Below are 25,920 nucleotides of genomic sequence, written 5' to 3'. Positions count from 1 at the left end.
GCTATGCGATTTGACCTTATTCCAGACACAAAAAAGCCGGACATTGTCCGGCTTTCTTCATTAGCGCGAAGGAGAATTACAGCGCCATATCCTGCTTAGCGGATTCTGCACGAGGCTTAGCCTGCGTAGGGGCAACGGACTGATCACCCATGTTGATGACCGGTGGTTTGGTCAACTGCAGCGTAGCAGCGGTGTTGTCCCAGACCTGCTGAGTCAGTGCGGTGTTACCGTTCAGTTTCTGGCCGAAGCTTGGAATAATGCCGCGAATCTTCTCTTGCCACTCAGGAGAAGCGAACTGCTCCGGGAACAACTTCTTCATCACGTCGAGGGTGATTGGCGCAGCAGTTGAAGCACCTGGTGATGCACCCAACAGGGCCGCCACGGTTTTCTGCTGATCGGTCACGATTTCGGTGCCGAGTTTCAGCACGCCGCCTTTATCCGCATCTTTCTTGATGATCTGTACGCGTTGACCCGCCTGGATTAGTTTCCAGTCTACTTTACGTGCGTTCGGGTAATACTCTTTCAGCGCGGCAAAACGATCGTCGTCGTTCAGCATCACCTGACCAATCAGGTACTTCACCAGGTCAAAGTTATCGATACCCACGTGAGTCATCGGCATGATGTTGCTGGTGGTGGTAGCGCTTAACAGATCGAACAGTGAGCCATTCTTCAGGTATTTGGTGGAGAAGGTCGCGAACGGCCCAAACAGCACTACGCGTTTACCGTCCAGATTACGGGCATCGATGTGTGGAACAGACATCGGTGGCGCACCGACTGAAGCCTGGCCGTACACTTTTTCCAGGTGACGACTGGTCACTTCTGGATTCTCGGTCATCAGGAACGAACCCCCGACCGGGAAGCCGCCGTAGTTATCCGCTTCAGGAATACCGGTTTTCTGCAGCAGTTTGATGGCCGCGCCGCCTGCACCGATAAACACATATTTCGCGTCAACCGAACGGTTCTCACCGCTCTTCACATCTTTGATGGTGACGTGCCATGAATTATCGCTGTTACGTTTGAAATCAGTAACTTCTGATGAGGTTTCTAATTTGAAGTTCTGATCTTTCTTCAGGCTGCCAATCAACTGACGGGTGATTTCACCGTAGTTAACGTCAGTACCGACTGGCGTCCAGGTGGCTGCCACTTTCTGATTAGGATCGCGACCTTCCATCACCAGCGGAGCCCACTGCTCAATCTGCTTGTGATCGGTTGAGAACTTCATGCCCTGGAACAGGGTGGTTTTCTGCAGTGCATCGTAACGCTTAGTCAGATACTCAACGTTTTTATCGCCCCAGACAAAGCTCATGTGTGGGGTGGAGTTGATGAATGAACGCGGGTCATGCATTACGCCGCGCTGTACCTGAGAGGTCCAGAACTGACGGGAAATCATGAAAGCTTCGTTAATTTCCAGCGCCTTGCTCACGTCGATTGAACCGTCTGCACGCTCTGGCGTGTAGTTCAGTTCCATGTTCGCAGAGTGACCGGTACCGGCGTTGTTCCAGCCGTTAGACGATTCCAGTGCGACGCCATCCAGACGCTCAACCATCAGTTGCTTCCAGCCTGGTTGCAGTTCCTGTAGCCAGGTTCCCAGTGAGGCGCTCATGACGCCGCCGCCAATCAACAGAACATCGGTTTTTTCTGGTGCGTTTTCAGCGTGGACCACTGAAGAAACAAGCAGCGCTACCAGTGAAAGGGCAGACACGATTTTTTTAGAGTGAGTCATTCTGATCCTGATCTTTGTACTTTGCAGGTGAACGTTAAAATTTCGGTTTGCAAATTAAAAGATTGTTACGAAAAGATTAACTTGTTTTTAGTTAATAAAGTATTGGTGTTAATTACTTAACTTACATAAAACCAATATTGCGGGAATTTAAGCAATGAATGCGAAAGGTAGGGAGATATATCCGTGAGTACTGCGCGGTTATTCTTTATAGCGAGCATCGCGACTTAGGTCAAATAAAACACCATAACGCCAGGTTAAATATTTACTCGCTAACTGGGTGCGCATGGCTGCGCACCACGACGATGACTAAGCGCGAGCTTTAAAATTGCGTTTCAGCGACATACCGTATCCCATCAAGGCGCAGCCAGCAATGAACCAGGGAATCATCTTCACCACGCTGGAATCACTGCCGCTTAAGGATTGCAGATTATTAACCACCAAAATAATCGTCACGCTCATGCACACCATTGACAGTAACGGTGCCCAGAATACGGTGAATGGATTTTCGCTATTCTCCATCCGACGGAAGAACAGTATCACGGCAGCGGAAACGCCCAGTTGTAAAATCAAAATACACAGTGTGGCGACGGCAGAACCGATAGCGAAGATGTGCACCATCGGGTCCAATCCCGCGCTGCCCATACCTGCCAGTAGCATCAGCATGATCACGCTGTGAACGTGGCTGGCATTATGTGGCGTGCCGTTAGTGGGATGAGTTTTGCACAACTCTTTCCAGATCAGACCATCGCGGCTAATGCTGAACAAATACCGTGAAATATTGTTATGAAACGCCAGCGCCGCTGCAAATAAACTGGTGATCAGCAATACCGACATGGTTTCTACAGCCCACTGTCCAACATATTGCCGGGTAATGTTAAACACGAAGTTGCCGGGATCTTTGCTGGCAATCGCGACAATCTGATCAAAACCGTATGCCTGCACCAGTGACCAACTGGTGAAACAGAAAAATGCCGTGATCAGTAACAAGGCACAAACTGTGGCACGCGGCACAGTTTTATGTGGGGCACGGCACTCTTCCGCATATATGGCGGTAGATTCAAAACCGATAAAAGCGGCGATGGTGAAAATAAAGGCGATGCCAAGGTTGCCCTGCATAAACACCGATGGCTCGAACGATTGGAAGCTGTAAGGACCGACTTTTTTGATTAACAGCATCACGTCGGTGAGTAACACAATAGCCACTTCCGCCAGCATTAATATGCCGAGTAATTTTCCACCGACTTCGACGCGTTTAATGCTCAATACCCAGCATACCAGCACAAATAGCATGCTCAATGCCCACCAGGGAATATGGGCTGAAAAGTGCTCTTCAATAAATAACTGCGTGAAGAATCCCAGCATTGCGACGATGGCTATCTGAATAGAGATATACGCCATCAGCGCTAATACTGACGCGGAAGCGCCCCAGTTTTCGCCGATTCCTTTAGAGATATAGGTATAAAAGGCCCCCGCATTATTGACATGACGGCTCATGGCAATAAAGCCCACGGCGAATAACATCAAAATAATACACGAGAGAATATAAAACACCGGAATGCCACCGCCGTTGCCAGAAATAATCGCCACCGGCAAGCCGCCCACCACGCCTGTCAGCGGCGAGGCTGCCGCGACGACAAAAAAGACCAGAGAAAACAAACCCAACGTATTTTTGCGTAAGCCGGAATCCTTATTCATCGCCAAAGCCCTCAACCGCTAAGAGAAAGTTCTCAGGCAATCTGTGCCGCCTGAGGCCGGTAACATAGCGGCATCATTTCTCAGCTGAGCATCTGGCGGATAGAAAAAATCGGACAGCGTCACAGTGCAACGCTGCACCCTTTTAGTGCTCAGTGGAAACGCAAACGATGGAAATAGGCATCATGCGAAATACGCCGCTGATAATCACAGGGCGTGGTGCTGACAAACTTTTTAAACTCGCGCAGGAAGTGCGACTGATCGCTAAATCCAAGATCAAAGGCCAGATCGCTAAACGATACTTCCTGCTGTAAGTGAATGCTGCCCAGCGCCGACTGGCAGCGCAAAATGCGGCTAAAAGCCTTGGGTGACATCCCGGTATCCTGGCGAAACTGGCGCTGGATAGTGCGGCAGGTGTAGCCGGTCAGCGCTTCCAGTTGATCAATGCGAATGTTGCCTTTCTGCTGGCGCATGGTGTGGATGATCAAGGATGTGACGGCGGAAGCTTTGCGCACCAGGCGCGGCGTGAAACTGGCGTTGAACAAAGCAATCTGCCGCGAAAAATCGCGCGTCTGCACGATCTGTTCAAAGGCTAACCGTGCATCCGGCACCACATCGAGGAAATTAAACTCACGATCGGGAATCTCTTCTGCCATCACATCGAGGAAATCAGGAATGATGCCCGGTGCGAAGCGCACACCAAAATAGTGGTGGTTATGCTGCATATCGGCACCGCGCGCTTCCAGCGTGGTGCCACACACGCGTGCTGCTGGCCGCTGCGCATCGCAATCAAACACGATATCCACGCAGCCGTCGGGAATCGCCAGCGTCATGCTGGCACTCTGCGCCACATCAAAACTGTAGAAATGGGAAATAGCCGGGTTGTCTGACGCAATCAGCGAATAATGCTGCGCGGCGTTCAGCACAAACCATGGCTGCTCGGGTTGAAATCCACTGTGGCGATAGAGAGGCAATTGTGTCATGGCGGGCTCCGCTGCGGGCTATTTACTGTCTGTGTGATGCAAGGACTGTGCCACGCACGAATTTCGTCATGTCGCAAATATTCAATACAGCTCGACAACTGACGCGCTATTTCTATTTCACCCAGCGAAGACCATCGACACCTAAGACGGTTTTAGCCAGTGAAATCGCTAGTTATGGCAGCGCTCGCCACGGCGGGAAATAGACCAAAAGACTGATTGATGAGGCGACTTATGAGTGATTCAACCCGGATTGATTTTATTTACCTGTCGGAGCAAGACATGATTCGTGCGGGCGTGACCGATATGGCCGCCTGTGTCGATACCATGGAAGAGATGTTTGGCCTGTTGTATCACGGCGACTATCGCATGGCCGGATCCAACAATGATTCACACGGCGCGATGGTGACCTTCCCGGAAAATTCGCCGTTCCCGACGATGCCAAAACCCACTGCCGATCGCCGCATGATGGCGATGCCTGCCTACCTTGGCGGCAATTTCGGCACGGCTGGGGTCAAGTGGTATGGCTCCAACATCGCCAACCGTGAGAAAGGGCTGCCGCGCTCGATTCTGATGTTCACCCTCAATGATGCGGATACCGGCGCGCCGCTGGCGCATATGTCAGCCAATCTGCTGTCGGCGTATCGCACCGGGGCGGTGCCGGGCGTCGGCGCACGTCATCTGGCGCGAAAGGATTCTCGCGTGATCGGTTTGCTCGGACCGGGCGTGATGGGAAAAACCGCTGTTGCGGCATTTATTGCTGTTTGCCCACACATCGACACCATCAAAGTCAAAGGACGCGGCCAGCGCAGCCTCGATAACTTCATTACCTGGGTGCAGGAGACCTATCCACAAATTAAGCAGATAGAAATTGTCGACTCACTGGAAGCGGTAGTGCGCGATAGTGACATTGTCACTTATTGCAGCTCAGGTGAAGTCGGTGATCCCGCCACTTATCCGCTGGTGAAACGTGAATGGGTGAAAGCTGGCGCGTTCCTCGCCATGCCTGCGCTGTGCAATATCGATGAAGGAATGGAGCAGTCGGATGTGCGTAAGGTGCTGGATAACACCGGACTCTATCATGCCTGGTTTGATGAAGTTCCCAAGCCTGCGCATCGCTGCGTGCCGATTATCGGTGTGCGCTTTATGGATATGGTCGCTGAAGGGCAGCTGCAGGCGGAGCAGCTGGAAGATATTGGCAAAATTGTCGCCGGCGAGGCGCCTGGCCGCCAAAACGATAGCGAAATCATCATCATGTCTGTCGGTGGTATGCCGGTGGAAGATGTGGCCTGGGGCACGGTGTTGTATCGCAACGCACTGGAAAAAGGCATTGGCGTCAAACTCAACCTGTGGGAATCACCGGTTTTAAGCTAAATCATTCATTAATAGAGAAAACATCATGACCAATATCATTAAAGTAAAAACCGGTTCGAAATTTGAAGAGCAGGCGAGTTATTCGCGCATCGTGGCCGTGGATAACTGGATTTATGTCTCCAACACTGCCGGTCGCAACCCACAAACCAAAGAAATTCCCGAAGACCTGCGCGAGCAGACTTTGCAGGTGTTTGCCAATATCGAAGCCGCACTGGCAGCCATCGATGCCTCATTACAGGATGTGGTGTGCTCGCGCGTGTTTATTCAGAATCCGGCGGATGTACCTGCAGTGATGGCGATCATTGGTGAGAAGTTCCGCGGAATTAATCCCGCCTCGACAGTGACTTGCCCGCCGCTGGGATCGACCGTTTATAAAGTTGAACTGGAAGTTACGGCCTATCGCGGGGCCGGTAACGCTCAGGTTCAGGAAATTACCGTAGCCCTGTAAGGGTGGGAGACGCGCTATGGCACCTGTTATTTCTCCGGTTACGCCTTCGCCAACGTTGCCGGATGCCACCACGGTGGTCGTTATTGGCGGCGGGATTGTAGGGTTGACCGCCGCACTGACGCTGGCGGAGCGCAATATTCCCGTCGTGGTGTTGGAAAAGGGGCGGATTGCGGGCGAACAGTCTTCCCGCAATCTCGGCTGGATCCGTAAAACCAGTCGTGCGCTGGAGGATATCCCGCTGGCGCAGGCCGCTGACCGCTTGTGGGCGGGGATGGCCGCGCGGGTTGGCAGTGACGTGGGATATCGTCAGGCTGGCATTATGTTTGTGGCACGCAACGAGCAGCAGATGTCACTGCATGAAAAATGGTTAAGCGGGGTTAGTGCCGCTGGCCTGGATACGCGCTTGCTCAGCCACGCACAAATTGCAGCACAAGTGCCAGGCGGTGCGGAGAAATGGGCAGGCGGGATTTACACTGCTTCCGACGGGCGAGCCGAACCCACGCTGGCGGCCAGCGCGATGGCGAATGCCGCCATCGCCAGGGGGGCGATTATCATGGATCACTGTGCGGTGCGTGGCCTGGTCACCAGCAACGGCAAGGTCAGTGGTGTGATGACCGAACGCGGTGAGATTCGTTGTGACCAGGTGTTGCTGGCGGCAGGTGCCTGGTCGCGTCGTTTCCTTGGCAATCACGGTATTAATCTGCCGACGCTGCCGCTGATTTGTTCGGTGATGCGTACCAAACCGCTGGAAGGACCGGCCAATATAGCGGTAGGCGCTCCTGACTTCTCATTCCGAAAACACCAGGACGGTGGCTTTATCATCACTCAACGCGGTGCGCTGGATGCGCCAATAACGCTTGATCATCTATTGATCGGCACACGTTATATGCCTCAGCTACGGCAGGCGCGTGACAACCTGCGGATTTCGCTGGGCAAATACTTTGTGAAGGATCTTGCACTGGCACGTCGCTGGCGCAACAATCGGCGTTCACCCTTTGAGCAGGTCCGCACGCTGGACCCTCTTGCCAATCCGGCACTGAACCAGGAAGCGATGCGCAACCTTCGCGCGGCGTGGCCGGTGTTCCAGCAGGCGGAGATGGCGGAGTCATGGGCTGGCGTGATAGATGTTACCCCGGATTCGAACCCGGTGATTGGCCCAGTGGCTTCGATACCTGGGCTAACTTTGGCGACGGGCTTTTCAGGGCATGGTTTCGGGACATCACCCGCAGCCGGGCAGTTAGCCGCAGATTTGGTGACCGGGCATACGCCGCTTATCGATCCCGCACCTTATCGCTTCGAACGCTTGCAGTAGCATCATACTTCTATCGGCGGCTGTGAGGTCGCCCATTAAACACACTTCATAAACCATCACTTCACGCACTGTGTTCATAGTCTTAACCACAACTGTATTACCCTAGAGTCTCTAATGACTTGTTGATACTTTTATGTGGGCAATCGCATGGCTAACAAAACACTGTATGAAAAACTGATCGATCAGCATGTGGTACGTCAGTTAGACGATGAAGGGCATGTGTTGCTCTATATTGATCGATCAATACTCAACGAATACACTAGCCCGCAGGCCTTTAGCGGGCTGCGTGAACATCATCGCCCGGTACGTCGTCCGGCGACTATCTTACTCAATGTCGATCACGTAAATCCCACGCGTCCTGAGCGTGACGATGCGATGACCGATGCCGGCGGGCAGCTGCAGGTGGATTACTTCCGTCAAAATGCCGCCCACTTTGGCATCGAATTGTTTGATGTCATGGACCCGCGCCAGGGCATCGAGCATGTGGTTGCGCATGAGCAGGGACTGGTCATGCCCGGCATGGTGATTGCCGCCGGTGATAGCCACACCACCACCTATGGCGCATTTGGCGCGTTGGGTTTCGGCATCGGAACATCAGAAATTGAACATCTTCTCGCCACGCAAACCCTGATTTATCGCACGCTGAAAACCATGCGCGTCACGGTAACGGGAGAGCTGCCTTATGGCTGTTCGGCTAAAGACATCATTCTGGCGTTGATTGAAGATATTGGCGCCTCAGGGGCAACCGGTTATGCCATCGAGTTTGACGGCCCGGCGATTGACGCGCTGAGTATGGAAGGGCGCATGACGCTGTGCAATATGGCTGTCGAGGCCGGTGCACGCGGAGCGATTATTGCGCCAGATGAGAAGGTATTCGCCTACATCCAGGGCAAACCGCAAATGCCAACGGGTGCATTGTGGGAGCAGGCAAAGGCCGAATGGATGACTTTGCGCAGTGATGACGGGGCCAAATTCGACCGTGCGATTGAGCTGGATTGCAGCGACCTTGAACCTAAAGTGACCTGGGGCATCAGCCCGGATCAGACCTGTGCTATTGGCGGCTGTGTACCTGATCCGCAATACGAACCCGATTTGATTAAACAGCAGGCAATACAAGCCGCACTGAAATATATGGGGCTGGAACCTGGCATGCGCCTGTCTGACATCGCCATCACCCATGCGTTTATTGGCTCCTGTACCAACGGCAGAATCGAAGATTTGCGCGCTGCAGCAGCGGTGATTGGCGAGCGCAAAATCGCCCGACACGTGCGCGGGATCATCGTGCCAGGCTCCACACAGGTGCGTCAGCAAGCAGAGGCTGAAGGCTTAGCCGACATTTTTATCAATGCAGGTTTTGAGTGGCGGCAGTCGGGGTGCTCAATGTGCCTGGCAATGAATGAAGATGTCCTGGAACCCGGCGATCGCTGTGCTTCAGGAACCAACCGCAATTTTGCGGGCCGCCAGGGTGCAGGAGCACGAACCCATTTAATGAGCCCGGCGATGGTCGCCGCCGCTGCGGTGGCCGGTCATCTGGTCGATGTACGCAACTTCACGACAGTAGAGGTTTAATATGGACGCTTTTCACAGCATCACCGGACGCATTGCCCATTTACCGGCGGCCAACATTGATACGGATGTGATCATGCCAAAGCAGTTTCTGAAAGGCATCGATCGCCAGGGTTTGGATCGGGGCGTGTTCTTTGACCTGCGATTTTTGCCCGACGGCAGTGCGAATCCCGCGTTTATCCTCAACCAGCCTGCCGGAAAGAACGCGGCATTCTTGCTGGTAGGACCCAACTTTGGCTGTGGTTCCAGTCGCGAACATGCGGTGTGGGGACTCAATCAGCTGGGCATTCGCGCCATCATCGGCACCAGTTTTGCCGGCATCTTTGACGATAACTGCCAGCGCAACGGCGTATTGACGCTAACGCTAAGTGAGGAGGCGTATCAGCAGCTCAGCGCTGCTACCGCTGATGCAGAACACAACCAGATTACGGTTTCTCTGGAAGATAAGACCCTCACCTTCAATCAGCAGGTGTTGCATTTTGAGGTCAGCGCGCTCAAACGTGAGATGTTAATGGGTGGCGGCAGCGCGGTAGACTGGACGCTCCAATACGAGACTGACATTACGCAGTTTGAACATCGGCACTTTGCTCAGCGCCCCTGGCTGCAGCGGGTTAAAGGACAAACAGCATGAGTGACATCAAGGGTTGCGGCGCATCGCCGTTTATCGACGGATTTGCCTTGAAAGCGGTCACGCTGGACAACGGTATCACACTACGCGTGGCAATCGGGGGCGAAGGACCGCCGTTGCTGATGCTGCACGGGCATCCACAAAATCATCTGGCGTGGCGTAAAATCGCTCCGCAGCTGGCGCAAAAATACCAGGTGATCCTGCCTGATCTGCGCGGCTACGGCGACAGCGACAAACCCGCCAGCGACGAACGCCATCTGGCCTATTCAAAACGCGCCATGGCTGAAGATATCAGCCAGTTGATTGATGCACTGGGTCTTTCGCGTGTCGCGTTTGTCGGACACGATCGCGGTGCCCGGGTTGGACATCGTCTGGCGCTTGACCATCCGGAGAAAGTGGCTTGCGGCACTTTCGTCGATATCGCCCCGACTGCCACCATGTATGCGCAGACCGATAAGGCGTTTGCTACGCGCTATTTTTGGTGGTTCTTTCTGATCCAGCCTTATCCACTGCCGGAGACAATGATCGGACACGATCCGGCTTTCTTCCTGCGAAAACATATTGATGGTCAACTCAAGACAGCGGGGGCGACTTCAGAAGCGGTATTCAATGATTATTTGCGCTGCTATCAGCAGCCCGAGATGATCCACGCCGTCTGCGAAGATTACCGCGCGGCCGCCACGGTGGATTTAGAGCACGATGCAGAGGACAGCGACAAACGCATCGTTTGTCCGCTTCAATTGCTGTGGGGGGAAAAGGGCACGGTCGGTCAGCTATACGATGTGGTTGAAACCTGGCAGGAGAAGGCCATTAATGTGCAGGGCAAGGCACTGCCTTGTGGGCATTCCCCACAGGAAGAAGTCCCGGCGGTATTTTTAGCACAGCTTCAGGGCTTTCTCGATTCTGTGTTATAACCGCTCGATGTTGGCTAACTGCGTAATAGTATGAAGCTCTTGCTTGCCGGGAAAAACGTTCAGAAACCGCTACAGGGCTGGCCCTCTGTCGAAGACCTCTATGTGTTTATCAGCGTGGCGCGTCATGGTGGTTTTGGTCGCGCTGCCGTGGAGCTGGGCCAGTCTCCATCGTATATCAGCAAACGTATCGCCATTCTTGAGAAACAGCTCGACACCCGGCTTTTCTTCCGCACCAATCGGGTGATGCGCCTGACGCCAGAAGGTGAGAAAGCGCTGGAGGGGGCGCTGCAAGTGGTGCAGGAAATGGATGCGTTTCTGAATAATTTTCAGCAGTGGCGCGGTGAATTAACCGGTGAGTTGACCGTTGGCTGTTCGCTGGGATTTGGTCAGACGTATTTATCTGATGCCATTTCAGCCTTTATTTCTCAGCATTCATCTTTAAATATCAAACTCATTTTAAGCGATCGTGAGATTGATTTGATGCAATCTGGCACCGATGTGGATATACAGGTTGGCGATAATCTGAATCACTCTTACATCGCGCGTAAACTGGCCGTTAATCGGCGTATTCTTTGCGCATCCCCTGAATATTTAGCGCGCGCTGGGGCGGTCAATTCGCTGGATGAATTAATTGACCATAGCTGTCTTATCATCAACGAAAAGAACAATTCATTCGGCAATTGGGCGCTGACTGACGGTAAGCAACAGGTATTGTGCCGCCTTAATAGCCATTATTCGTCAAACAGTGGCAAGGTCATTTTAAACTGGGCGTTGAAGTCACACGGGATTGCGCTCCGCTCGGCATGGGATGTGGTGCCTTTTCTCAGCACTGGCGAATTGGTCCATGTTTTACCGCAGTGGTATCAGCAGGCGAATATCTGGGCGGTGTATACGCAACGGACATCGGAATCGCCGCGCATGAAAGTGTTTATTGATTTTCTCGCCGAATACTTTGCAGATAAAAGCCTGTCACAAGAGTGGCAGGCTTAAATGCAACAGCGAAGGGGGGGTTAACATTAGCCGTACGCCACTTTGCTATTGATATGGTACAGGGTTGCGGTAGCCGCCATTACATGCTGACCATCGTGGCCCGGCTCATGGGATTCAACATCAGTGATGTGATAACCCACGGCCCCTGCAGCGAGCGTTTTTTTCACAATCGCATCAGTCAGTTCTTCCATCGAAGTGGCCCAGCTCACGGAAGTAAAGCCCACAGGATGAATTGATGATAATTCACGATGGGTCAAATCCGCACGGACTAAAACGGGTTTAACATTTTGCGGTGTGAAAATAGAGATAACGTCATTAATAAGTTCTTTCATGGTCTTACTCCTCAAAATAACTGCTGAGCCGATTTCGAAGCTATGCATTTTATTGTTGATAGTGATTTTATACATTCCGGCAGTTGCGCACGGCAGGTAATGAGTGCCGGTAGGCTTAATAAACACCTTTTGAGGTTATGCGTTTTAGCTTTAATTGCTAATTAGTTGTTAAGAAAAGTTCAGCCACAACTCCGTTAAACTTTCGGGAATATTCTTTCATCTGGTTACATTTGTGGCAGGGCAATAAGTTGATTGGGGCGTCATGCACGCCCCATTTTGTTAAAACTCGCGTTGTCCACCCAGTTCGATAACGCGATTGGGGGGAATATTAAATTGCTCATGCGCACGCAGCGCATTGCGTTGGCAGAAGTGAAAGATGCCGCCTTTTATTCTTGCCAGTCCGCGGCGTTTTTTCATCACCAGGGTGTCGTGTGAGGTAAAGAAAGACGCTTCATTCAGCGTGCAGCCAAAACCTTCCAGTCCGCACAGGTGTAAAACCTCCGCCATTGAAGGGACTTCTCGCCAGCCGTATGCCGCGGTTACCTGCCAAAAGGACGGCGAAAGTTGGGTGATGGTGATGCGCTTCTGATTGTGCACGCGTGGCGTATCTGTCGTGCGGATGTTCAGCAACACCACGCGCTTATGCAGCACCCGGTTATGCTTGAGGTTATGCAGCAGCGCCTGTGGAATCTCAAACTCTTTACGCGCCAGGAAGATGGCAGTACCCGGTACACGACTGGGCGGATTGGTTTCCAGTGATTTCACCAGCGCCTGCAGGCTTTCTGGATCGTTGTTCAATTTTTTGATTAACCGATTACGCTCGGTGCTCCAGACCAGCATCAACCCCATCATGGTCAGCGCCATCAGTACCGGAACCCAACCACCTGACAGCAGTTTCATCAGGTTCGCAGCAAACAGCGGCACGTCAATGCTCAGCATACATAGCAGGAAAATCACCGCCAGCGGCAGTGGCCATTTCCAGTTACGCAGCGCCACCACGCCGGCCAGACAGGCGGTGATCACCATAGTGCCGGTCACCACGATACCGTAAGCGGAGGAGAGGGCCGAGGACTGACGGAACGCCAGCACAATCACCGTTACCGCAACAAACAGCAGCCAGTTCACCACGGGAATGTAGATTTGGCCAGATTCAGTATGCGAGGTGAACACAATACGCATGGGTGGCAGAAACCCCTGACGAATCGCTTGATGCGTCAGGGTGTAAACGCCGGTAATCACCGACTGGGCTGCGATCACCGTGGCGAGCGTTGACAGCACTATCAGGGGAATTTGCCCCCAGCCCGGCGCGAGGTTGAAGAACGGGTTATTGATCGTCTTCGCATCCGCAATCACCAGTGCACCCTGGCCAAAGTAATTGAGCACCAGGGCAGGCATGGCAATCACCAGCCACGCCAGGCGGATCGGCGCTTTGCCGAGATGTCCCATATCCGCATACAGCGCCTCGGCACCGGTAACGGCCAGTACCACCATACCCATCGCGGCAAAGGCGAGCGCTTCATGAGTCAGCAAAAAGGTCAGCGCGTAGCTGGGATTCAGCGCCTGCAAGACCGTGGGGTTGAGCGCAATCCCGCGAATACCCAGTAAACCAATCGAGACGAACCAAACAAACATCACCGGCCCAAATACTTTACTGACTTTTTCCGTACCGTGTTTCTGGATGAAGAACAACAGCGTGAGTATGAGTACCGCCAGTGGGACCACGTATTTGTCGAGTTGGGGTGATACCACCTCAATCCCTTCAATGGCGGAGAGCACCGAAATCGCCGGCGTGATGATGCCATCACCGTAAAAGAAGGCGCCACCCGTCAAACCGGCCAGAATAATGATGTGACCAATCTTCGGACCGACGTTACGACGCGCCAGTGACATCAGCGTTAAAATACCGCCTTCACCATCATGGTCGGCACGCATGACAAAGCAGACATATTTCAGGGTAACGATCAGGGTTAACGCCCAGAAAATCAGTGACAGAAAACCCATCACGGCAGTGGTTGAGATTGATCCATCCGGTAAGATCGACAGGCACTCTTTCAGGGTGTAAAGCGGGCTGGTACCGATATCACCAAACACGATCCCTGCGGCGGCCAACATGCCAGCAGGCAGAGACTGTTTCTCGGTCTGACTCATATATTTCCTGTTTCTTATCAGCGTGGAACGGCGATGGCTGTGTCTATGACGGCGAACATACCTGTTTACCCGAACGGTTAATAGCGGGTGGTGGTTTTGTGACCTGCATTTTTACGCCTGGCAGCGAAATTTTTACGACATTTTTATATCGCGGCGGTTTTTTAATCTCAGAATAGACGAACGGTGAGAAATAAAATGACGGATGGTTATCAGAGATAAACGAAAGCTAACTGGACCGCTTTTTCCCTCACCTTGTGCAGATCGCATTTATTCGCCATTTATCTGCGCGGGCATACATTCGAAGCCACGCTCAATGGACCGTTTTCGTCCAGAAACCAACTGATAGCTGAATACTATGAATACGATTTTAATTACTGGCGCAACCGGATTTTTAGGCGGAGCAGTAACGGTTAACTTATTGAAGAAAAGCGAGAATAATCGACTGTTACTGCTGGTGCGCGGTGATTCACCCACCGAAGGACTGAGTCGGTTGCAATCCAATCTGGCTAAATTTGGCGTGGCACAAAATCTGTTGGAGTCACTGACCACAGATAACATTCTTATTGGCGATCTCGCGGAACCAGAGCGGTTTACTGCCGACCCGCGTCTGGATAGCGTTACACATGTGCTCAACTGTGCGGCTGTGGCTTCGTTTGGGGCGAATCCTTACATCTGGAAAGTTAACGTTGAAGGAACTTTCACCTTCGCCAGTCGTATGAATCAGGTCAGCGGACTTAAGCGCTTTATTCATGTCGGAACGGCAATGTCTTGTGCGCCGGAAGCTAACACCCTGGTAACCGAGAGCAAACTGAATACGCTGCGCGATCAGCACATTGTTGAGTACACCTGGAGTAAAGCCACGGTGGAAAAAATGATGAGCGAGATGTTACCCGAACTGCCGCTGGTTATTGCGCGTCCCTCTATTGTTGTGGGCCATTCCGATCATGGCTGCACGCCATCGCCGAGTATTTTCTGGGTGTTCCGCATGGCACTGACATTGGGTAAGTTTATGTGTGAGCTGGACGATCGTATTGATGTGGTGCCTGTGGATTATTGTGCAGATGCGCTGGAGCTGTTGTTGACCGCTGAAAACGTCGATAAAAGCATTATTCACATTTCGGCGGGGCTCAACAGCAGTGTCACCTTCGCGGAGATTGATAAAGCGATGGCGAAAGCCTCAGGCAATGTGCCCGTGGGCGAGAGTTATCAGAAAGTGAATTATCGCGAGCTGGCCGAAAGTAAGAAAAACTTCGCGTCGTTATTTGGGCCGTGCAATGAGCGGATTGTGTTGCGCGCCATGAATCTTTACGGCCATTTCTCCAAACTCAACGTGGTGTTCTGCAATGAGAAGTTGCTGGAGTTAGGCATGCCGCCCTCCTCGAAATTTACTGATTACCTGCACCGCTGCGTGACCTCGACACAGGATTCAACCATCGCTGAATTGATGGCAGTGGATTTTAAGTAATAAAAAGCCGCGCAACACGCCTGTTGCGCGGCTTTTAAGCGGCTATTACCAACCCTTGATAATGTCGCCTTTGTAAATCTCGTTAGCTTTATCCAGCACTTCCTGCGACTGGAAAGCCTCTTTTAGCTTCTGCACATTCGCGCTGTCTTTGTTATCTTCGCGCGCCACAATCGCATTCACATACGGCGACGCTTTGCCTTCCATAAACATGCCATCCTTCGACGCGGAGAGGTTAACCAGCGCGGCAAAGTTGTTATTGATGATGGAGATATACACCTGCGGATCGTCGAGAGTACGGGCCAGTTGCGGGGTATCCACTTCAACGATTTTAAGTTTCTTCGGATTATCCGTGATATCCAGCGTGGTTGGCAGCAAGCCCGCTTCGGGTTTCACTTTGATCAGTCCCTGAGCTTGCAACAGCAACAGGCTGCGACCGAGAGTGGTTGCTTCGTTAGAGATGGTGATGGTCGCGCCATCTGGCAGTGCATCGAGCGCTTTGATCTTGCGGGAATAGCCGGCAATCGGGAACACAAACGTGTTGGTGACCACGGCGAACTTATAGCCACGCTCTTTCGACTGCATCTCCAGATAAGGCAGGCTCTGGAAGGCGTTGGCATCGACATCTTTATTGAACAGGGCTTCGTTCGGTTGTACATAATCGTTAAATGCCACCACATCGACATCCAGATGATATTTATCATGAGCGACCTGTTTAACGGTCTGCCAGAGCGCTTCGTCAGGACCGGTGTTAATGGCGACTTTGATGGCATTGTCTTTGTTGTTGTCGCAGGCGCTCAGCAGTGAAACTGCAGCGGCGAGAAGGGTGGTAACGAGTAATTTGTTCATAGTACGAGTCCCTGAGTAACGTAGGAGACGGACTATAATATACGTCTGGACGTCTGTACATCCATGAACGGTGCGTTCGCCTTAAATTTGCTCAGTGCAATTAATCGCCTATGCATAGCAAAAAGTAATTAATATCGGTGAATGACATTGCGCATTGCTGATATATCCATCATGAAACCATTTAGAAATTTCACAGCTTTTCGTTTTGCCTGGAGTGTAGATTGCACTTTCTGAAGCTGAGATCGATCTCATTTATCAGAGAATCTGCGGGTTTTAAAGCGGGTGGCCGCAATCCTTCATCGGATTTTTTGCAGATTGTAATATTAATATAACTGCATTGTGCATCAAGAGACTTACAAGATAATCTGTTGAAGCAGATTATCTTGTTATAGATCGGGAGAAGATGATGGAGTCTGTTAAAGCGTTGGATATGGAGCAGTTAAACTCGTTTCTGAGTAGCGGTAAACACCCTTCAGTTATTATTGGCTTCAATTTAACCAGTGATGCGTTTTTCAATATGGCAGCATACTGGCGTGAACGCGGTGTCACTATTGAAAAACACGATAACTATTTTGTCGCCAAATCGGACAGTTCAGTGACCACGTCCTGAATCGAAAAGTTTCTATTATTCAAAGCGCGAGTTTAATAAAGGCATGCAGATCGCTGATTGCCTGTTCCCGCGCTTCAGCTTCCTGCACCACAATGAGTAAATCCGCATAGCCGTTCAGCATAGCACTGAGCTGACGCGCTACCTGTTCTGCATCAGCCTGACGAAAAACACCTGCATTTATCCCATCACGTATGATGTCGGTCATCAGTGCATGCCACTGCTTTGTTACCTGAGTGGCCAGTTCGGCATAGTCGACTTCCGTAGTGGCTTTTCGCCAAAGTGAGCTGTAAAGCTGCCATACCGCATCCGGTTCCAGCGGCAGATAATCGGCAATAAAGGCTTCCAGTCTTTCATGGAAGGGCAGCATTCCAATTTGCTGCGTAAATTCCTGAAGATCTTTTTGTGCGAAGCGCGCGCACGCCTCCAGACTCAATGACGCCCAGCCTGAAAAGTAGTGATAAATGTGGCTACGGGATAACCCCAACTGTGTCGTCAGTTCGCGGGTTTTCACATTCTCTAAACCTTTTTCGATGAACAGTGCCACCGCTGTATCCAGAATCTTTTCACGCAATTCTGCTGTTGTCTCTTTCATCACCACCGCCGTTGACTTTGAGCAAGTGCTCAAATACACTTTTGCCATTTTTGAGCAACCGCTCAAAAGTGGCAATTTGAACGTAATCTAATGCAAATCATACCTGAAAATATATCAAGCGGGGCCTCACGCAGCGCCCTTAATACACTGAAAGTGCTGGCGAAACGTAATAAGAAAAAATTACTGCTAACCATGATGCTGGTGATCGCTGAAAATGTGGTTTACCTGCTTTACCCGTTGCTGGCGGGTTTCGCGATCAACGCCATCATGCATGGCAACGCACTTCACGGCCTGTTTTATGCCGGTTTAGTGATGATTATGTGGTTGATTGGCGCAGCGCGCCGCACCATGGACACCCGCACTTTTGCACGCATTTATGCCGGTCTGGCAGTGCCCGTGATCCTCGCTCAGCGTGAAGAGGCGCACAGCCATTCCGCCATTGCGGCAAGGGTGACGCTTTCACGCCAGTTTGTGGATTTTTTTGAAACGCATCTTCCGATGTTGATCACCTCCGCGGCCTCGATGTGTGGTGCCGTGGTGATGTTACTCACCATTGAACCCTGGGCCGGATTGGCGTGTTTAACGGTTTTGCTGCTGTTTGCCGGATTCTTGCCGGGCTACACACGAAAAAATGAATCGCTTATCGGGCGGATGAATGATCGACTGGAGCGGGAAGTGGGTTTTGTCAGTACCGCAGGCGAACAGAAGCTTAATCGCCATTATCACTTTCTGGCGCAAGTGCGGATTCGCTTGTCTGACCGCGAAGCGATTGGCTATTTGTCGATTGGTATTGCCTCCGCACTGCTGTTTGGCATCACGATCAGCGTGATGGCGTTAAAAGGCGGTATGAGCGCAGGCCATATTTATTCGGTCATGACCTATTTATGGATGTTTGCCATGAGCCTTGATGATGGCCCGTCCTTGCTGGAAAAGTATTCTCAGCTGAAAGAAATCGGTAAACGGGTGAATACCGGGCTGGCAGGTTAATTATTGCAGGCAGCGGATATAACGTTCAGCTGCCTGTCTGACAATGGATTGTGCCTGCTGTGTCATTTCCCGACCGGCAAAAGCGCCATAAATCTGCGAGAAGGTGACCTTATCCAGTCGGTGAATGAGCGTATTCACCGTAGCTGCAGAAAGCGGCAACATGTTGGGATAGCTCCACATAAATGACACGGAATTTGCACCGGGTGTCACTTGCACAACATCACCACTCAACAGCACGCCATCATGTTGCGACCAGTGCAGTACACAGCCTCCTTTAAAATGCCCACCCAGGCGTAATATCGTGACATCGGGCAGTAAATCCAATTCGTCACCTTGCCAGAGATGAATATGCGAGCTCTGGCGCATAATCCATTCCCGATCATCCTCATGCAAATAGATGGGTGCATTAAATGCCGCAGCCCAGTCTTGCATGGTGCTGTAGTAATGGGGATGAGAAATGGCAATGGCATCAATACCGCCGAGTGCGTGTATCAATGATTCCGTGGCGTCATCCAGATTCGCAATGCAGTCCCAGAGAATATTCCCCTGCGCGCTTTGCAGTAAAAAAGCACGTTGGTTGATGGCGAAACTCGGGACAGTTTGCAGGCTGAATAATCCCTTTAGATGCTGCTGCCATTTATTTTGATGTGTGGCACGCAGAGCCGAGAATTCCAGCCATTGCTGCCCTTTGACAGGCACAAACTGCCGCTCGTCTTCGCAAATTTTGCAATGTGAGATGCCTGGATCATCTTCATAAGAAGTACTGCAGGCGGTGCAGAGTTTGCTCATCTGAATGCTCCTTGATGCGGTTTGCATTCATTCTAGCCTGGCTTATTAAGTGCGAGCGTGCTGCAACCCATACCGCAGAGAATACCTATGCCGCAGAAGCCAGATGTATTCTCATTTCGCAAGGTATCGTGGGCGTTGCGCTTGCTTAGGCTGGAAAAGAGCAGGGCAGATTAGGCCTGTGGCGGCTGTAACTGATAAATCCACGCTGTGATTTTCTCTCCTTCGAGGGTGGTGACTTCAACATCAACACGATCATAACCCTCCTCGAACTCATCCAGCATTGTCCAGTGCGCGGTCAGATGCTCTGAGAAGAAGAGTGAGCCTTTGACAAGGCCCGCATTGTTGTCCAGCACAATGCCGGGAAAATCCGCTGCCGCGCCCCAGCCGCGTTCATAGAAGATGCCGTTGACCGTTCCGGGCAGCCACTCTCCACCGATACTGTCCAGAATATGCGCATTTGAATGACCTGGTTGCAAGGTGCCGTATACAAATAAAGGTTTCATTTTCCCTCGAAAAATCAAACAAAAGAGTGACTTTAGCGCTCATGAAATGAAAAGTCATCTGAAGGTTGAATTTCATGACCAGACCGCCCGTTATGCCATATAGGGTTCACTAAAACACGGTATTGTGAGCCATCGTATCCGGTCAGGAAAAGATCAATGTTGAATTGTTCAGGCATCTCCCGCAGTGCCATCAAGGGTTATCCGCAATCCGCACAGTTCGATGGCAAGCGTTTCACCAATGCTGCTCCCCGGCAGCCGTTGAAATTCAGCGAATATATGAAGATGTTCTGGGATTTGGCGTTCAACAAGCCAAAAGAAACGGTACCTCAGCAGCAATTACCTGTGCAGCCCATCACGTCCGAGGCGCTCGCCATGGCAGCCGACAACAGTGTGTTTCGACTGGGGCATTCATCGCTGCTGCTCAAATTGAAAGGTAAGTATTGGCTTACTGACCCGGTATTTAACCTGCGAGCGTCTCCTTTTCAGTGGCTCGGGCCAAAGCGTTTTCAGGCTGCACCCATCGAGCTGAGCGATTTACCGCCTATTGAGGGCATTATTTTATCCCATGACCATTATGATCATCTGGATTACCAGACGATCATGCAGTTGAAAGATCGTGTTCGCTATTTCCTCGCTCCGCTGGGCGTCGGTGATTTGCTGGCGAAGTGGGGAGTGGCTGAGGAGAAGATCACCCAACTGGATTGGTGGCAATCTACGGAGGTGGGCGAGGTGCATTTTGTCGCCACACCGTCGCAGCACTTTTCCGGACGTGGTTTGTTTGACGGCAATAAACGTTTGTGGTGTTCATGGAGCATCATCACCGATGAGTTTCGTTTATTTTTTGGCGGTGACTCCGGCTATTTCCCAGGCTTTAAAGAAATCGGCAATAAATACGGTCCATTTGATGTTGCCTGCCTGGAGAATGGGGCTTATGACAGCCGGTGGGCGGATATTCACATGATGCCAGGGGATACCATCCGGGCGTTTCAGGATTTAAAGGGAAAATGGTTAATGCCCATTCATAACGCGGCCTTCGATCTTGCTTTTCATCACTGGAATGACCCCCTGATACAAATAGCGGAGCTGGCGCGTGAGCAAAAAATTAAATTGTCTTTACCGGTCATCGGACAAGCCGTGAACATTGTGCAACCAAGGGAAGAAGCGGTCTGGTGGTAACTGGAAATATAGGCTGCTATTTACGGTAAGTAGCAGCCATTCTTTTTACGATTCAGTCAGTAAAACGCCATGTTTTCATTACTCAGCGGTAAGCTCATCATAAAGACTGCGCAATCGCGTACGCAGGGAAAGCACCGCTTTGTGTTTGCGTGATAACAGCGCCTGGACGCTGACGCCGCTCTCTTCAGACAGGTCGTTGTAGCTGTAACCCAACAACTCTGTTTTTTCGAACACTTCGCGCTGAGCGAGTGGCAGTTCCGCTAAAGCTTCCTCCAACTCTTCCCATAACAGCGCTTTGAGATATTCATCTTCCGGTGTTTCCGGCACGCCAAATAGCGTTTCAGCCATCTCATCTTCAGGGAAATCCGCTTCATTATCGCCGTCTAAGAGAGCGGATAGTGGCAGTTCACGCTTTTTTCGTGCCCGGTCGGTCATCTCATTGCGTGCGGCACGGAATAACCAGGCCGCGACATTTTCCACCGGTTGCTCAACCTGCATGAGCTTGTAGGTCACTTCCTGCAGGATATCGTCGGCATCTTCACGGATCGAGGAGCGGCCGCGAATAAATGCGCTCAATTTTGCCCGACAGGCGTTCAACGCGGACATCAGCAGAGAATCCTGCGCCATGGCGTTTACTCTGCGTCTGACGATTTAGCGGGAGCCTCGTCGGAGGGTGAGCGCGCATCATCGCGACGGCCATGCCAGTCACAGCGATCGCGGCGTCCACGGTGCGAACGTTCACGGCGGTGTTGCATAAACTCTTCGCGCTGTTCTGGGGTCATCTGCATCCAGCGTTCGTGCATGCGACGACGTGCCATACCGAACATGCCGGGGCGGAAACCTAAGCCACCAAACAGTATGCGGCACAATACCAGTAGCCCGATCGCCTGCCAGAACCCAATCGCCTTCACGCCGATGATGGCTGGCAGCACGGCATTCCACAGCGACATCACCAGCAGCCCGAGTGCCGCGATGATCAACACGCCGAGCAACAGCGGTTTCATCATGCGATGACCACCAAAATGGTGGTCACGGCGGTGTTGTCTGCGCATATCGAAATCTCTCATTGTTGTTATTCCTCATTACAGTAGCCGATATTGGCTCGTACTGAGGTAGACGAATGAGCGATGTGAATATTGCCAAAGAAGTGAAAATATTTTCCGAGCTTATAAATTTAGCGGTGATTCGGTGTTGTTCTACCGATCCGATTCACCGCTGCTCCCGAAGCGTATTCTCCTGCGATGAACGGGATCCATCCAACGATGGCTGCTACCCATACTGTCAGGGTTAAACCATAAGCTGACGTATAAACGTTAAATCAGCTTGCTGCGCTAATTCCTTTAGGCGCTGATAAAGCAATTCTGCCTGGGGTAGCGCTGCACAACAATCTAAGAACTTTGCCTGGCGATCGTCGGTGCTGAAAGGTTCGTCTAACGCACCACGCGCCCGCAATCTGGCGTGGACAATTTCCTGACCATTCCTGAAACGCAAAGTGAGGATATGCGGCAAGTTTCTGTCTTCAGCCTCCTGTTCCGCTGTCCATGGCGCGAGGGTAATCATCGCCAACAGTTGTACATCTGCCTGTTGTTTTACGCTGGCGGCGGTAAAGTCCTGCACGCTCAACGTGCCGTTCCTGAGCATCATGGCAACGCAATATTGCATTGAGAAGCGCGCTTGCATTTCATCCTGCGGCTGGTGGTAGGCAAGATTGCGCCAGTTGGCGATCCCCACCTGGCAGTGCACGCTTTCAATGTCGTCAATCTTCAATGTTTGCTGTTGCTGGATATCGGCAATTGCATCGAGAATGCGGTGGGTAGACCCGCAGCACGGATATTTTTTCGGCATCACACCGATTTGTTCAATGACATGCTGCTCAGCGCCGGGCAGCGACGGTTGGCTTAACAGACCGGCATAGAGTTCCGCAAAACCCTGTGCGCACTCAAGAATATCCAGACGACCTTGCATGCCGGTTTGCGCCAGCGTCGCGGCTTCAACGGCATTGCGCGCCGCCATTCCGGCATGAAACGGTTTCAGAGGCGTGCCAAACTGGCCTTTGACCCCACTGGCCAGACTTACCGCAATGCTCAACGTACGGGCAATCCCTGCTGCATCCTGGCCGAGCAGGGCAGCAACACCTGCCGCGCTGCCAATGCAACCCACGGTGGATGTACCATGCCAGCCAGCAGTGTAGTGCTGATAGCCGATGGCTTCGCCTATATAGGCTTGTGCCTGCAGACCAATTAAATAAGCGTGTATCAACGATGCGCCGTCGCTGTTTTGCGCCACGGCCAGCAGTGCAGGTACCAAAACGGCCGATGCGTGACTCATGCCCGGTGCAAAGTTGTCGTCAAAGTCGATAGCGTGAGCGGCCGTGGCGTTGAACAACGCATCGAGCGCCTGGCTACGGGGTATCTGAGGCCATGCCTGCTGCACCGCCTGGGTAGAAAAGTCGCTACGGCCAGCTACATCGGGCGGCGGTGGACGCCACCGCTGTAATTAAGGCCACCCTAAGCGCAGCCGGAACACCGATAGGCCCAAATGACACGGCGATTGCCGGCCATGCCATTGCGGCCGGCGCTATCTTGGTGACAAATAATACCAGGGAATTTGCGCGGGTACCGGATTTGGTGCTTGAAGACTGGGCGAAGTAAGCCGCTTATCAATCTCGGAAAGTACCTGAAGCATTTCTGCGGTAATTTGTGGACAAAACCCACGTAATTTTCACGTAGCAGCGTCAGTATGTGGTGGCGCAGACTCTCATCGATGCGATGTGTGCCGGGCTTTCCACTCCGTGCATCGGTAAGACCGGCTGCCGCTGAAGCAGGCGACGACAATGCCGGTCGGAAATACTGAGACGCTCAGCAGTGAGGTGGGTTGTCAGCCGCCGGTCGACAACGTCCTGAATAACTTTGACGCGGTTAATCTCTTTCAACGTAAATACCCCTGAGCTATCTGCGATCACGGCAAGCCTCCCGGTAGTTTTACTGACTGAAAACGACTCTGTGAGAGGTACCATAACGCGGTCATGTTTATTGAGCCACAACCGGATATTACTATTGGGGTGCTACAATCAAAGTGCGCATAATCATGATTATGTTAAATTGGAGGTTTTGATGCACACCACGCATCATGCTGGGCTTTCTGGTGCTCACTTCTACGGCGCCAATTCTCGCTCATCAGATTTATTCCACAAATGCATAAAATTTTCTTTACTCAGCTTATGACAGTTACATGAATCCTGTAATATCCCTATCCACTCTGCCCACCTTTTCAGCATGCACAAAGAGTATCAATGCGTAAAAGTGTCCTCTCAGATAGCACCCCTCGTCTGCTAAAGACTTCTCTTGGAAGAAGTATGGCCGTATTTCTGCTTTCCATCAGTTTACTGGTTGTGGCTATTAATGCCTGGTCTCTTTGGCACTCCTGGCAGCAACACCTGGCAGAAAAAGAAGAGGATGCACGCAATCTCTCGCTCTCATTAGCCAAACAAGCTGAAGATGCCTTTTTACAGGTTGATATTACCCTCGCGGATGCTGTGCGCCAGTTACGTCAAAACGGCAACAGCTTTGCTGCAACACCGCAGTTCCTGCATCAAATCAAAGACCAGCAGAGCAAGCTCCCTCAGCTGCACGGATTGTTTGTTTACGATACCGAGGGACATTGGGTGGCTTCATCTGGCAACTTCACGCCAACCAATGCCAGTAACGCCGATCGTGATTACTTTGTCTGGCATCGGACGCATCCCAGTCTGGATATCCATATCAGCCATGTCATCCGCAGTCGCTCCACCGGTGATCTGGTGATTCCTGTTTCGGTACGCCTAAATGATAATGCGGGGAATTTTGCTGGTGTCGCCCTTGCGACGGTCAAAGTGGATTATTTCCGGCAGTACTACAGCTACTACACGCTTGGCGATAAAGATGCGTTGGGATTGATCCTGGCGGATGCCACGGCCCTCTACATCCGCCCTTTCCCTGACTCTTATATTGGCCGGACCCTATCCGCCAGCCCGCTGTTTCAAACCGAGCTGAAATCCGCTTCAAGTGGCAGTGCAACCTGGCGTTCAACGCTCGACGGTGTTGAACGTGTGTTCGGCTATGCTCGACTAGAGCGTTATCCACTGATTGTGACGGCTGGCTATGACCGTGACCGGCTTCGCATGGAGTGGATGACGGCCAACCTGACGAATGTTTTGCTCAACATTGTGCTGCTCTTAACTATTACCGGCATGGGCGTCTTTGTATTGCGTCAGGTGGGTACCAATGTGCGTAATCAAATTGAACTGACCCATGTTCGTGATGAACTGACCACCATCAACCACACGTTGCAATCTTTAGCATTGGTGGATGGCTTGACTGGCCTGGCAAACCGTCGTCAGTTCGATGCTCTGCTGGAGCAAGCCCTGCTTCGTTCAGAAAAGCACGCTGAGCCGCTCTCGCTGGTGATGATCGATATCGATTATTTCAAGCGCTATAACGATACCTATGGGCATGTTGCGGGTGATGAGTGTTTGCAGGATGTCGGCCTGGCGTTAAAGGATAGCGTGCATTATCAAGGCGATATCGTGGCACGTTATGGCGGTGAAGAGTTTGCGATCATTCTGCCCAGCACCTCAGCCTTTGATGCCAAAAAAGTGGCGGAGCGCGCGGTCAGATTTGTTGCAGAAACCGGCATTGCACATGAAAGCTCAGATGTTCCAGCTGGCGTAGTGACCATCAGCGCTGGTTACAGCACGCTGACGTCAACTGGTAAAACCGGCGAAGCAGACCAGCTGAAACAGGACGCCGACAAAGCCCTTTATCTGGCAAAACGCAGCGGGCGTAATCAAATTAAGCCCTGATGTTC

24 protein-coding genes and 2 pseudogenes are annotated in these 25,920 nt (G+C 51.8%); 13 read left to right on the top strand and 13 right to left on the bottom strand.

Features of this window, described 5'->3' with window-relative positions; translation table 11 throughout:
• Positions 1-76 precede the first annotated feature (76 nt).
• The 3 genes from mqo to JK231_RS15155 all read right to left on the bottom strand — a co-directional run bounded on the left by mqo (position 77) and on the right by JK231_RS15155 (position 4,398).
• Positions 77-1,723 carry a malate dehydrogenase (quinone) gene (gene mqo / locus JK231_RS15165; protein WP_211728951.1) on the bottom strand — a complete coding sequence of 549 codons (1,647 nt, stop codon included), beginning with the start codon at positions 1,721-1,723 and terminating at the stop codon, positions 77-79.
• A gap of 306 nt (positions 1,724-2,029) precedes the next feature.
• A complete protein-coding gene (locus JK231_RS15160) occupies positions 2,030-3,418 on the bottom strand; it encodes an APC family permease (RefSeq protein WP_097119155.1) in 1,389 nt (462 codons plus the stop codon).
• Positions 3,419-3,567: 149 nt separating this feature from the next.
• On the bottom strand, positions 3,568-4,398 hold the full coding sequence (locus JK231_RS15155; protein ID WP_034823993.1) for a helix-turn-helix domain-containing protein: 831 nt from the start codon (positions 4,396-4,398) through the stop codon (positions 3,568-3,570).
• A gap of 231 nt (positions 4,399-4,629) precedes the next feature.
• Here JK231_RS15155 and JK231_RS15150 point away from each other — a divergent pair, with 231 nt between their 5' ends.
• From JK231_RS15150 to JK231_RS15120, 7 genes are all read left to right on the top strand, one after another.
• Positions 4,630-5,769: a tyramine oxidase subunit B gene (locus JK231_RS15150; protein WP_160833874.1), complete on the top strand. Its 1,140-nt coding sequence runs from the start codon at positions 4,630-4,632 to the stop codon at positions 5,767-5,769.
• Between the two features lie 25 nt (positions 5,770-5,794).
• The gene (locus JK231_RS15145; RefSeq protein WP_211728950.1) at positions 5,795-6,217 is read left to right on the top strand and encodes a RidA family protein; all 423 of its coding nucleotides are present in this window, start codon (positions 5,795-5,797) and stop codon (positions 6,215-6,217) included.
• A 16-nt stretch (positions 6,218-6,233) separates the two neighbouring features.
• Positions 6,234-7,529, top strand: coding sequence for an FAD-binding oxidoreductase (locus JK231_RS15140; RefSeq protein ID WP_211728949.1), 1,296 nt, complete (start codon positions 6,234-6,236; stop codon positions 7,527-7,529).
• A 147-nt stretch (positions 7,530-7,676) separates the two neighbouring features.
• On the top strand, positions 7,677-9,098 hold the full coding sequence (gene leuC, locus JK231_RS15135) for a 3-isopropylmalate dehydratase large subunit (RefSeq protein WP_097119159.1): 1,422 nt from the start codon (positions 7,677-7,679) through the stop codon (positions 9,096-9,098).
• A 1-nt stretch (position 9,099) separates the two neighbouring features.
• Positions 9,100-9,726, top strand: a complete 627-nt coding sequence (gene leuD / locus JK231_RS15130) for a 3-isopropylmalate dehydratase small subunit (protein WP_211728948.1) — start codon at positions 9,100-9,102, stop codon at positions 9,724-9,726.
• A complete protein-coding gene (locus JK231_RS15125) occupies positions 9,723-10,637 on the top strand; it encodes an alpha/beta hydrolase (RefSeq protein ID WP_211728947.1) in 915 nt (304 codons plus the stop codon). The genes leuD and JK231_RS15125 overlap by 4 nt, the downstream gene beginning before the upstream one ends.
• A 30-nt stretch (positions 10,638-10,667) precedes the next feature.
• Positions 10,668-11,627, top strand: coding sequence for a LysR substrate-binding domain-containing protein (locus JK231_RS15120; protein ID WP_211728946.1), 960 nt, complete (start codon positions 10,668-10,670; stop codon positions 11,625-11,627).
• A 26-nt stretch (positions 11,628-11,653) separates the two neighbouring features.
• Here JK231_RS15120 and JK231_RS15115 read toward each other — a convergent pair whose 3' ends face one another.
• Positions 11,654-11,959, bottom strand: coding sequence for a DUF1471 domain-containing protein (locus JK231_RS15115; protein ID WP_045815559.1), 306 nt, complete (start codon positions 11,957-11,959; stop codon positions 11,654-11,656).
• Between the two features lie 279 nt (positions 11,960-12,238).
• Positions 12,239-14,107: a low affinity potassium transporter Kup gene (gene kup, locus JK231_RS15110; RefSeq protein WP_211728945.1), complete on the bottom strand. Its 1,869-nt coding sequence runs from the start codon at positions 14,105-14,107 to the stop codon at positions 12,239-12,241.
• 355 nt (positions 14,108-14,462) lie between these two features.
• Here kup and JK231_RS15105 point away from each other — a divergent pair, with 355 nt between their 5' ends.
• Positions 14,463-15,572, top strand: a complete 1,110-nt coding sequence (locus JK231_RS15105) for an SDR family oxidoreductase (protein ID WP_160833867.1) — start codon at positions 14,463-14,465, stop codon at positions 15,570-15,572.
• 45 nt (positions 15,573-15,617) lie between these two features.
• On the opposite strand, the gene JK231_RS15100 is transcribed toward JK231_RS15105, so the two are convergent.
• Complete coding sequence (locus JK231_RS15100) at positions 15,618-16,418, bottom strand: MetQ/NlpA family lipoprotein (protein WP_160833866.1); 801 nt, start codon at positions 16,416-16,418, stop codon at positions 15,618-15,620.
• Between the two features lie 406 nt (positions 16,419-16,824).
• On the opposite strand from JK231_RS15100, the gene JK231_RS15095 reads away from it, so the two are divergent.
• Complete coding sequence (locus tag JK231_RS15095) at positions 16,825-17,028, top strand: hypothetical protein (protein ID WP_034823970.1); 204 nt, start codon at positions 16,825-16,827, stop codon at positions 17,026-17,028.
• Between the two features lie 19 nt (positions 17,029-17,047).
• Here JK231_RS15095 and JK231_RS15090 read toward each other — a convergent pair whose 3' ends face one another.
• A complete protein-coding gene (locus tag JK231_RS15090) occupies positions 17,048-17,620 on the bottom strand; it encodes a TetR/AcrR family transcriptional regulator (protein ID WP_034823968.1) in 573 nt (190 codons plus the stop codon).
• Positions 17,621-17,710: 90 nt separating this feature from the next.
• Here JK231_RS15090 and JK231_RS15085 point away from each other — a divergent pair, with 90 nt between their 5' ends.
• Entirely contained in the window at positions 17,711-18,607 is an 897-nt protein-coding gene (locus JK231_RS15085) for an ABC transporter six-transmembrane domain-containing protein (protein ID WP_097119168.1), read from the top strand.
• On the opposite strand, the gene JK231_RS15080 is transcribed toward JK231_RS15085, so the two are convergent.
• Positions 18,608-19,396: an MBL fold metallo-hydrolase gene (locus JK231_RS15080; RefSeq protein WP_211728944.1), complete on the bottom strand. Its 789-nt coding sequence runs from the start codon at positions 19,394-19,396 to the stop codon at positions 18,608-18,610. It lies immediately after the preceding gene.
• Positions 19,397-19,566: 170 nt separating this feature from the next.
• On the bottom strand, positions 19,567-19,899 hold the full coding sequence (locus JK231_RS15075; RefSeq protein WP_034823962.1) for a gamma-glutamylcyclotransferase family protein: 333 nt from the start codon (positions 19,897-19,899) through the stop codon (positions 19,567-19,569).
• A gap of 156 nt (positions 19,900-20,055) precedes the next feature.
• Between JK231_RS15075 and JK231_RS15070 the strand changes: the two genes are divergently transcribed.
• On the top strand, positions 20,056-21,075 hold the full coding sequence (locus JK231_RS15070; RefSeq protein ID WP_160833864.1) for an MBL fold metallo-hydrolase: 1,020 nt from the start codon (positions 20,056-20,058) through the stop codon (positions 21,073-21,075).
• A 78-nt stretch (positions 21,076-21,153) separates the two neighbouring features.
• Here the strand turns inward: JK231_RS15070 and JK231_RS15065 are convergent, their stop codons facing one another.
• The 3 genes from JK231_RS15065 to JK231_RS15055 form a co-directional block, all read right to left on the bottom strand.
• On the bottom strand, positions 21,154-21,702 hold the full coding sequence (locus JK231_RS15065) for a sigma-70 family RNA polymerase sigma factor (RefSeq protein WP_211728943.1): 549 nt from the start codon (positions 21,700-21,702) through the stop codon (positions 21,154-21,156).
• Positions 21,703-21,707: 5 nt separating this feature from the next.
• The gene (locus JK231_RS15060; RefSeq protein ID WP_211728942.1) at positions 21,708-22,142 is read right to left on the bottom strand and encodes a hypothetical protein; all 435 of its coding nucleotides are present in this window, start codon (positions 22,140-22,142) and stop codon (positions 21,708-21,710) included.
• A 220-nt stretch (positions 22,143-22,362) separates the two neighbouring features.
• Positions 22,363-23,460 carry an MmgE/PrpD family protein gene (locus JK231_RS15055; RefSeq protein ID WP_249221724.1) on the bottom strand — a complete coding sequence of 366 codons (1,098 nt, stop codon included), beginning with the start codon at positions 23,458-23,460 and terminating at the stop codon, positions 22,363-22,365.
• Between the two features lie 83 nt (positions 23,461-23,543).
• Between JK231_RS15055 and JK231_RS15050 the strand changes: the two are divergent.
• Positions 23,544-23,726: pseudogene (locus tag JK231_RS15050) on the top strand (PIN domain-containing protein); the annotation flags it as partial.
• Between the two features lie 161 nt (positions 23,727-23,887).
• Here the strand turns inward: JK231_RS15050 and JK231_RS15045 are convergent.
• Positions 23,888-24,037: pseudogene (locus JK231_RS15045) on the bottom strand (ISNCY family transposase); the annotation flags it as partial.
• 393 nt (positions 24,038-24,430) lie between these two features.
• On the opposite strand from JK231_RS15045, the gene JK231_RS15040 reads away from it, so the two are divergent.
• Entirely contained in the window at positions 24,431-25,915 is a 1,485-nt protein-coding gene (locus JK231_RS15040) for a sensor domain-containing diguanylate cyclase (RefSeq protein ID WP_160833853.1), read from the top strand.
• The last annotated feature ends 5 nt before the right edge of the window (positions 25,916-25,920 follow it).

This window comes from Pantoea sp. JGM49 (genome assembly GCF_018257655.1).
In the GTDB taxonomy this organism is placed as follows: Bacteria; Pseudomonadota; Gammaproteobacteria; order Enterobacterales; family Enterobacteriaceae; genus Pantoea; species Pantoea communis.
This window is presented reverse-complemented; position numbering and strand designations above follow the sequence as displayed.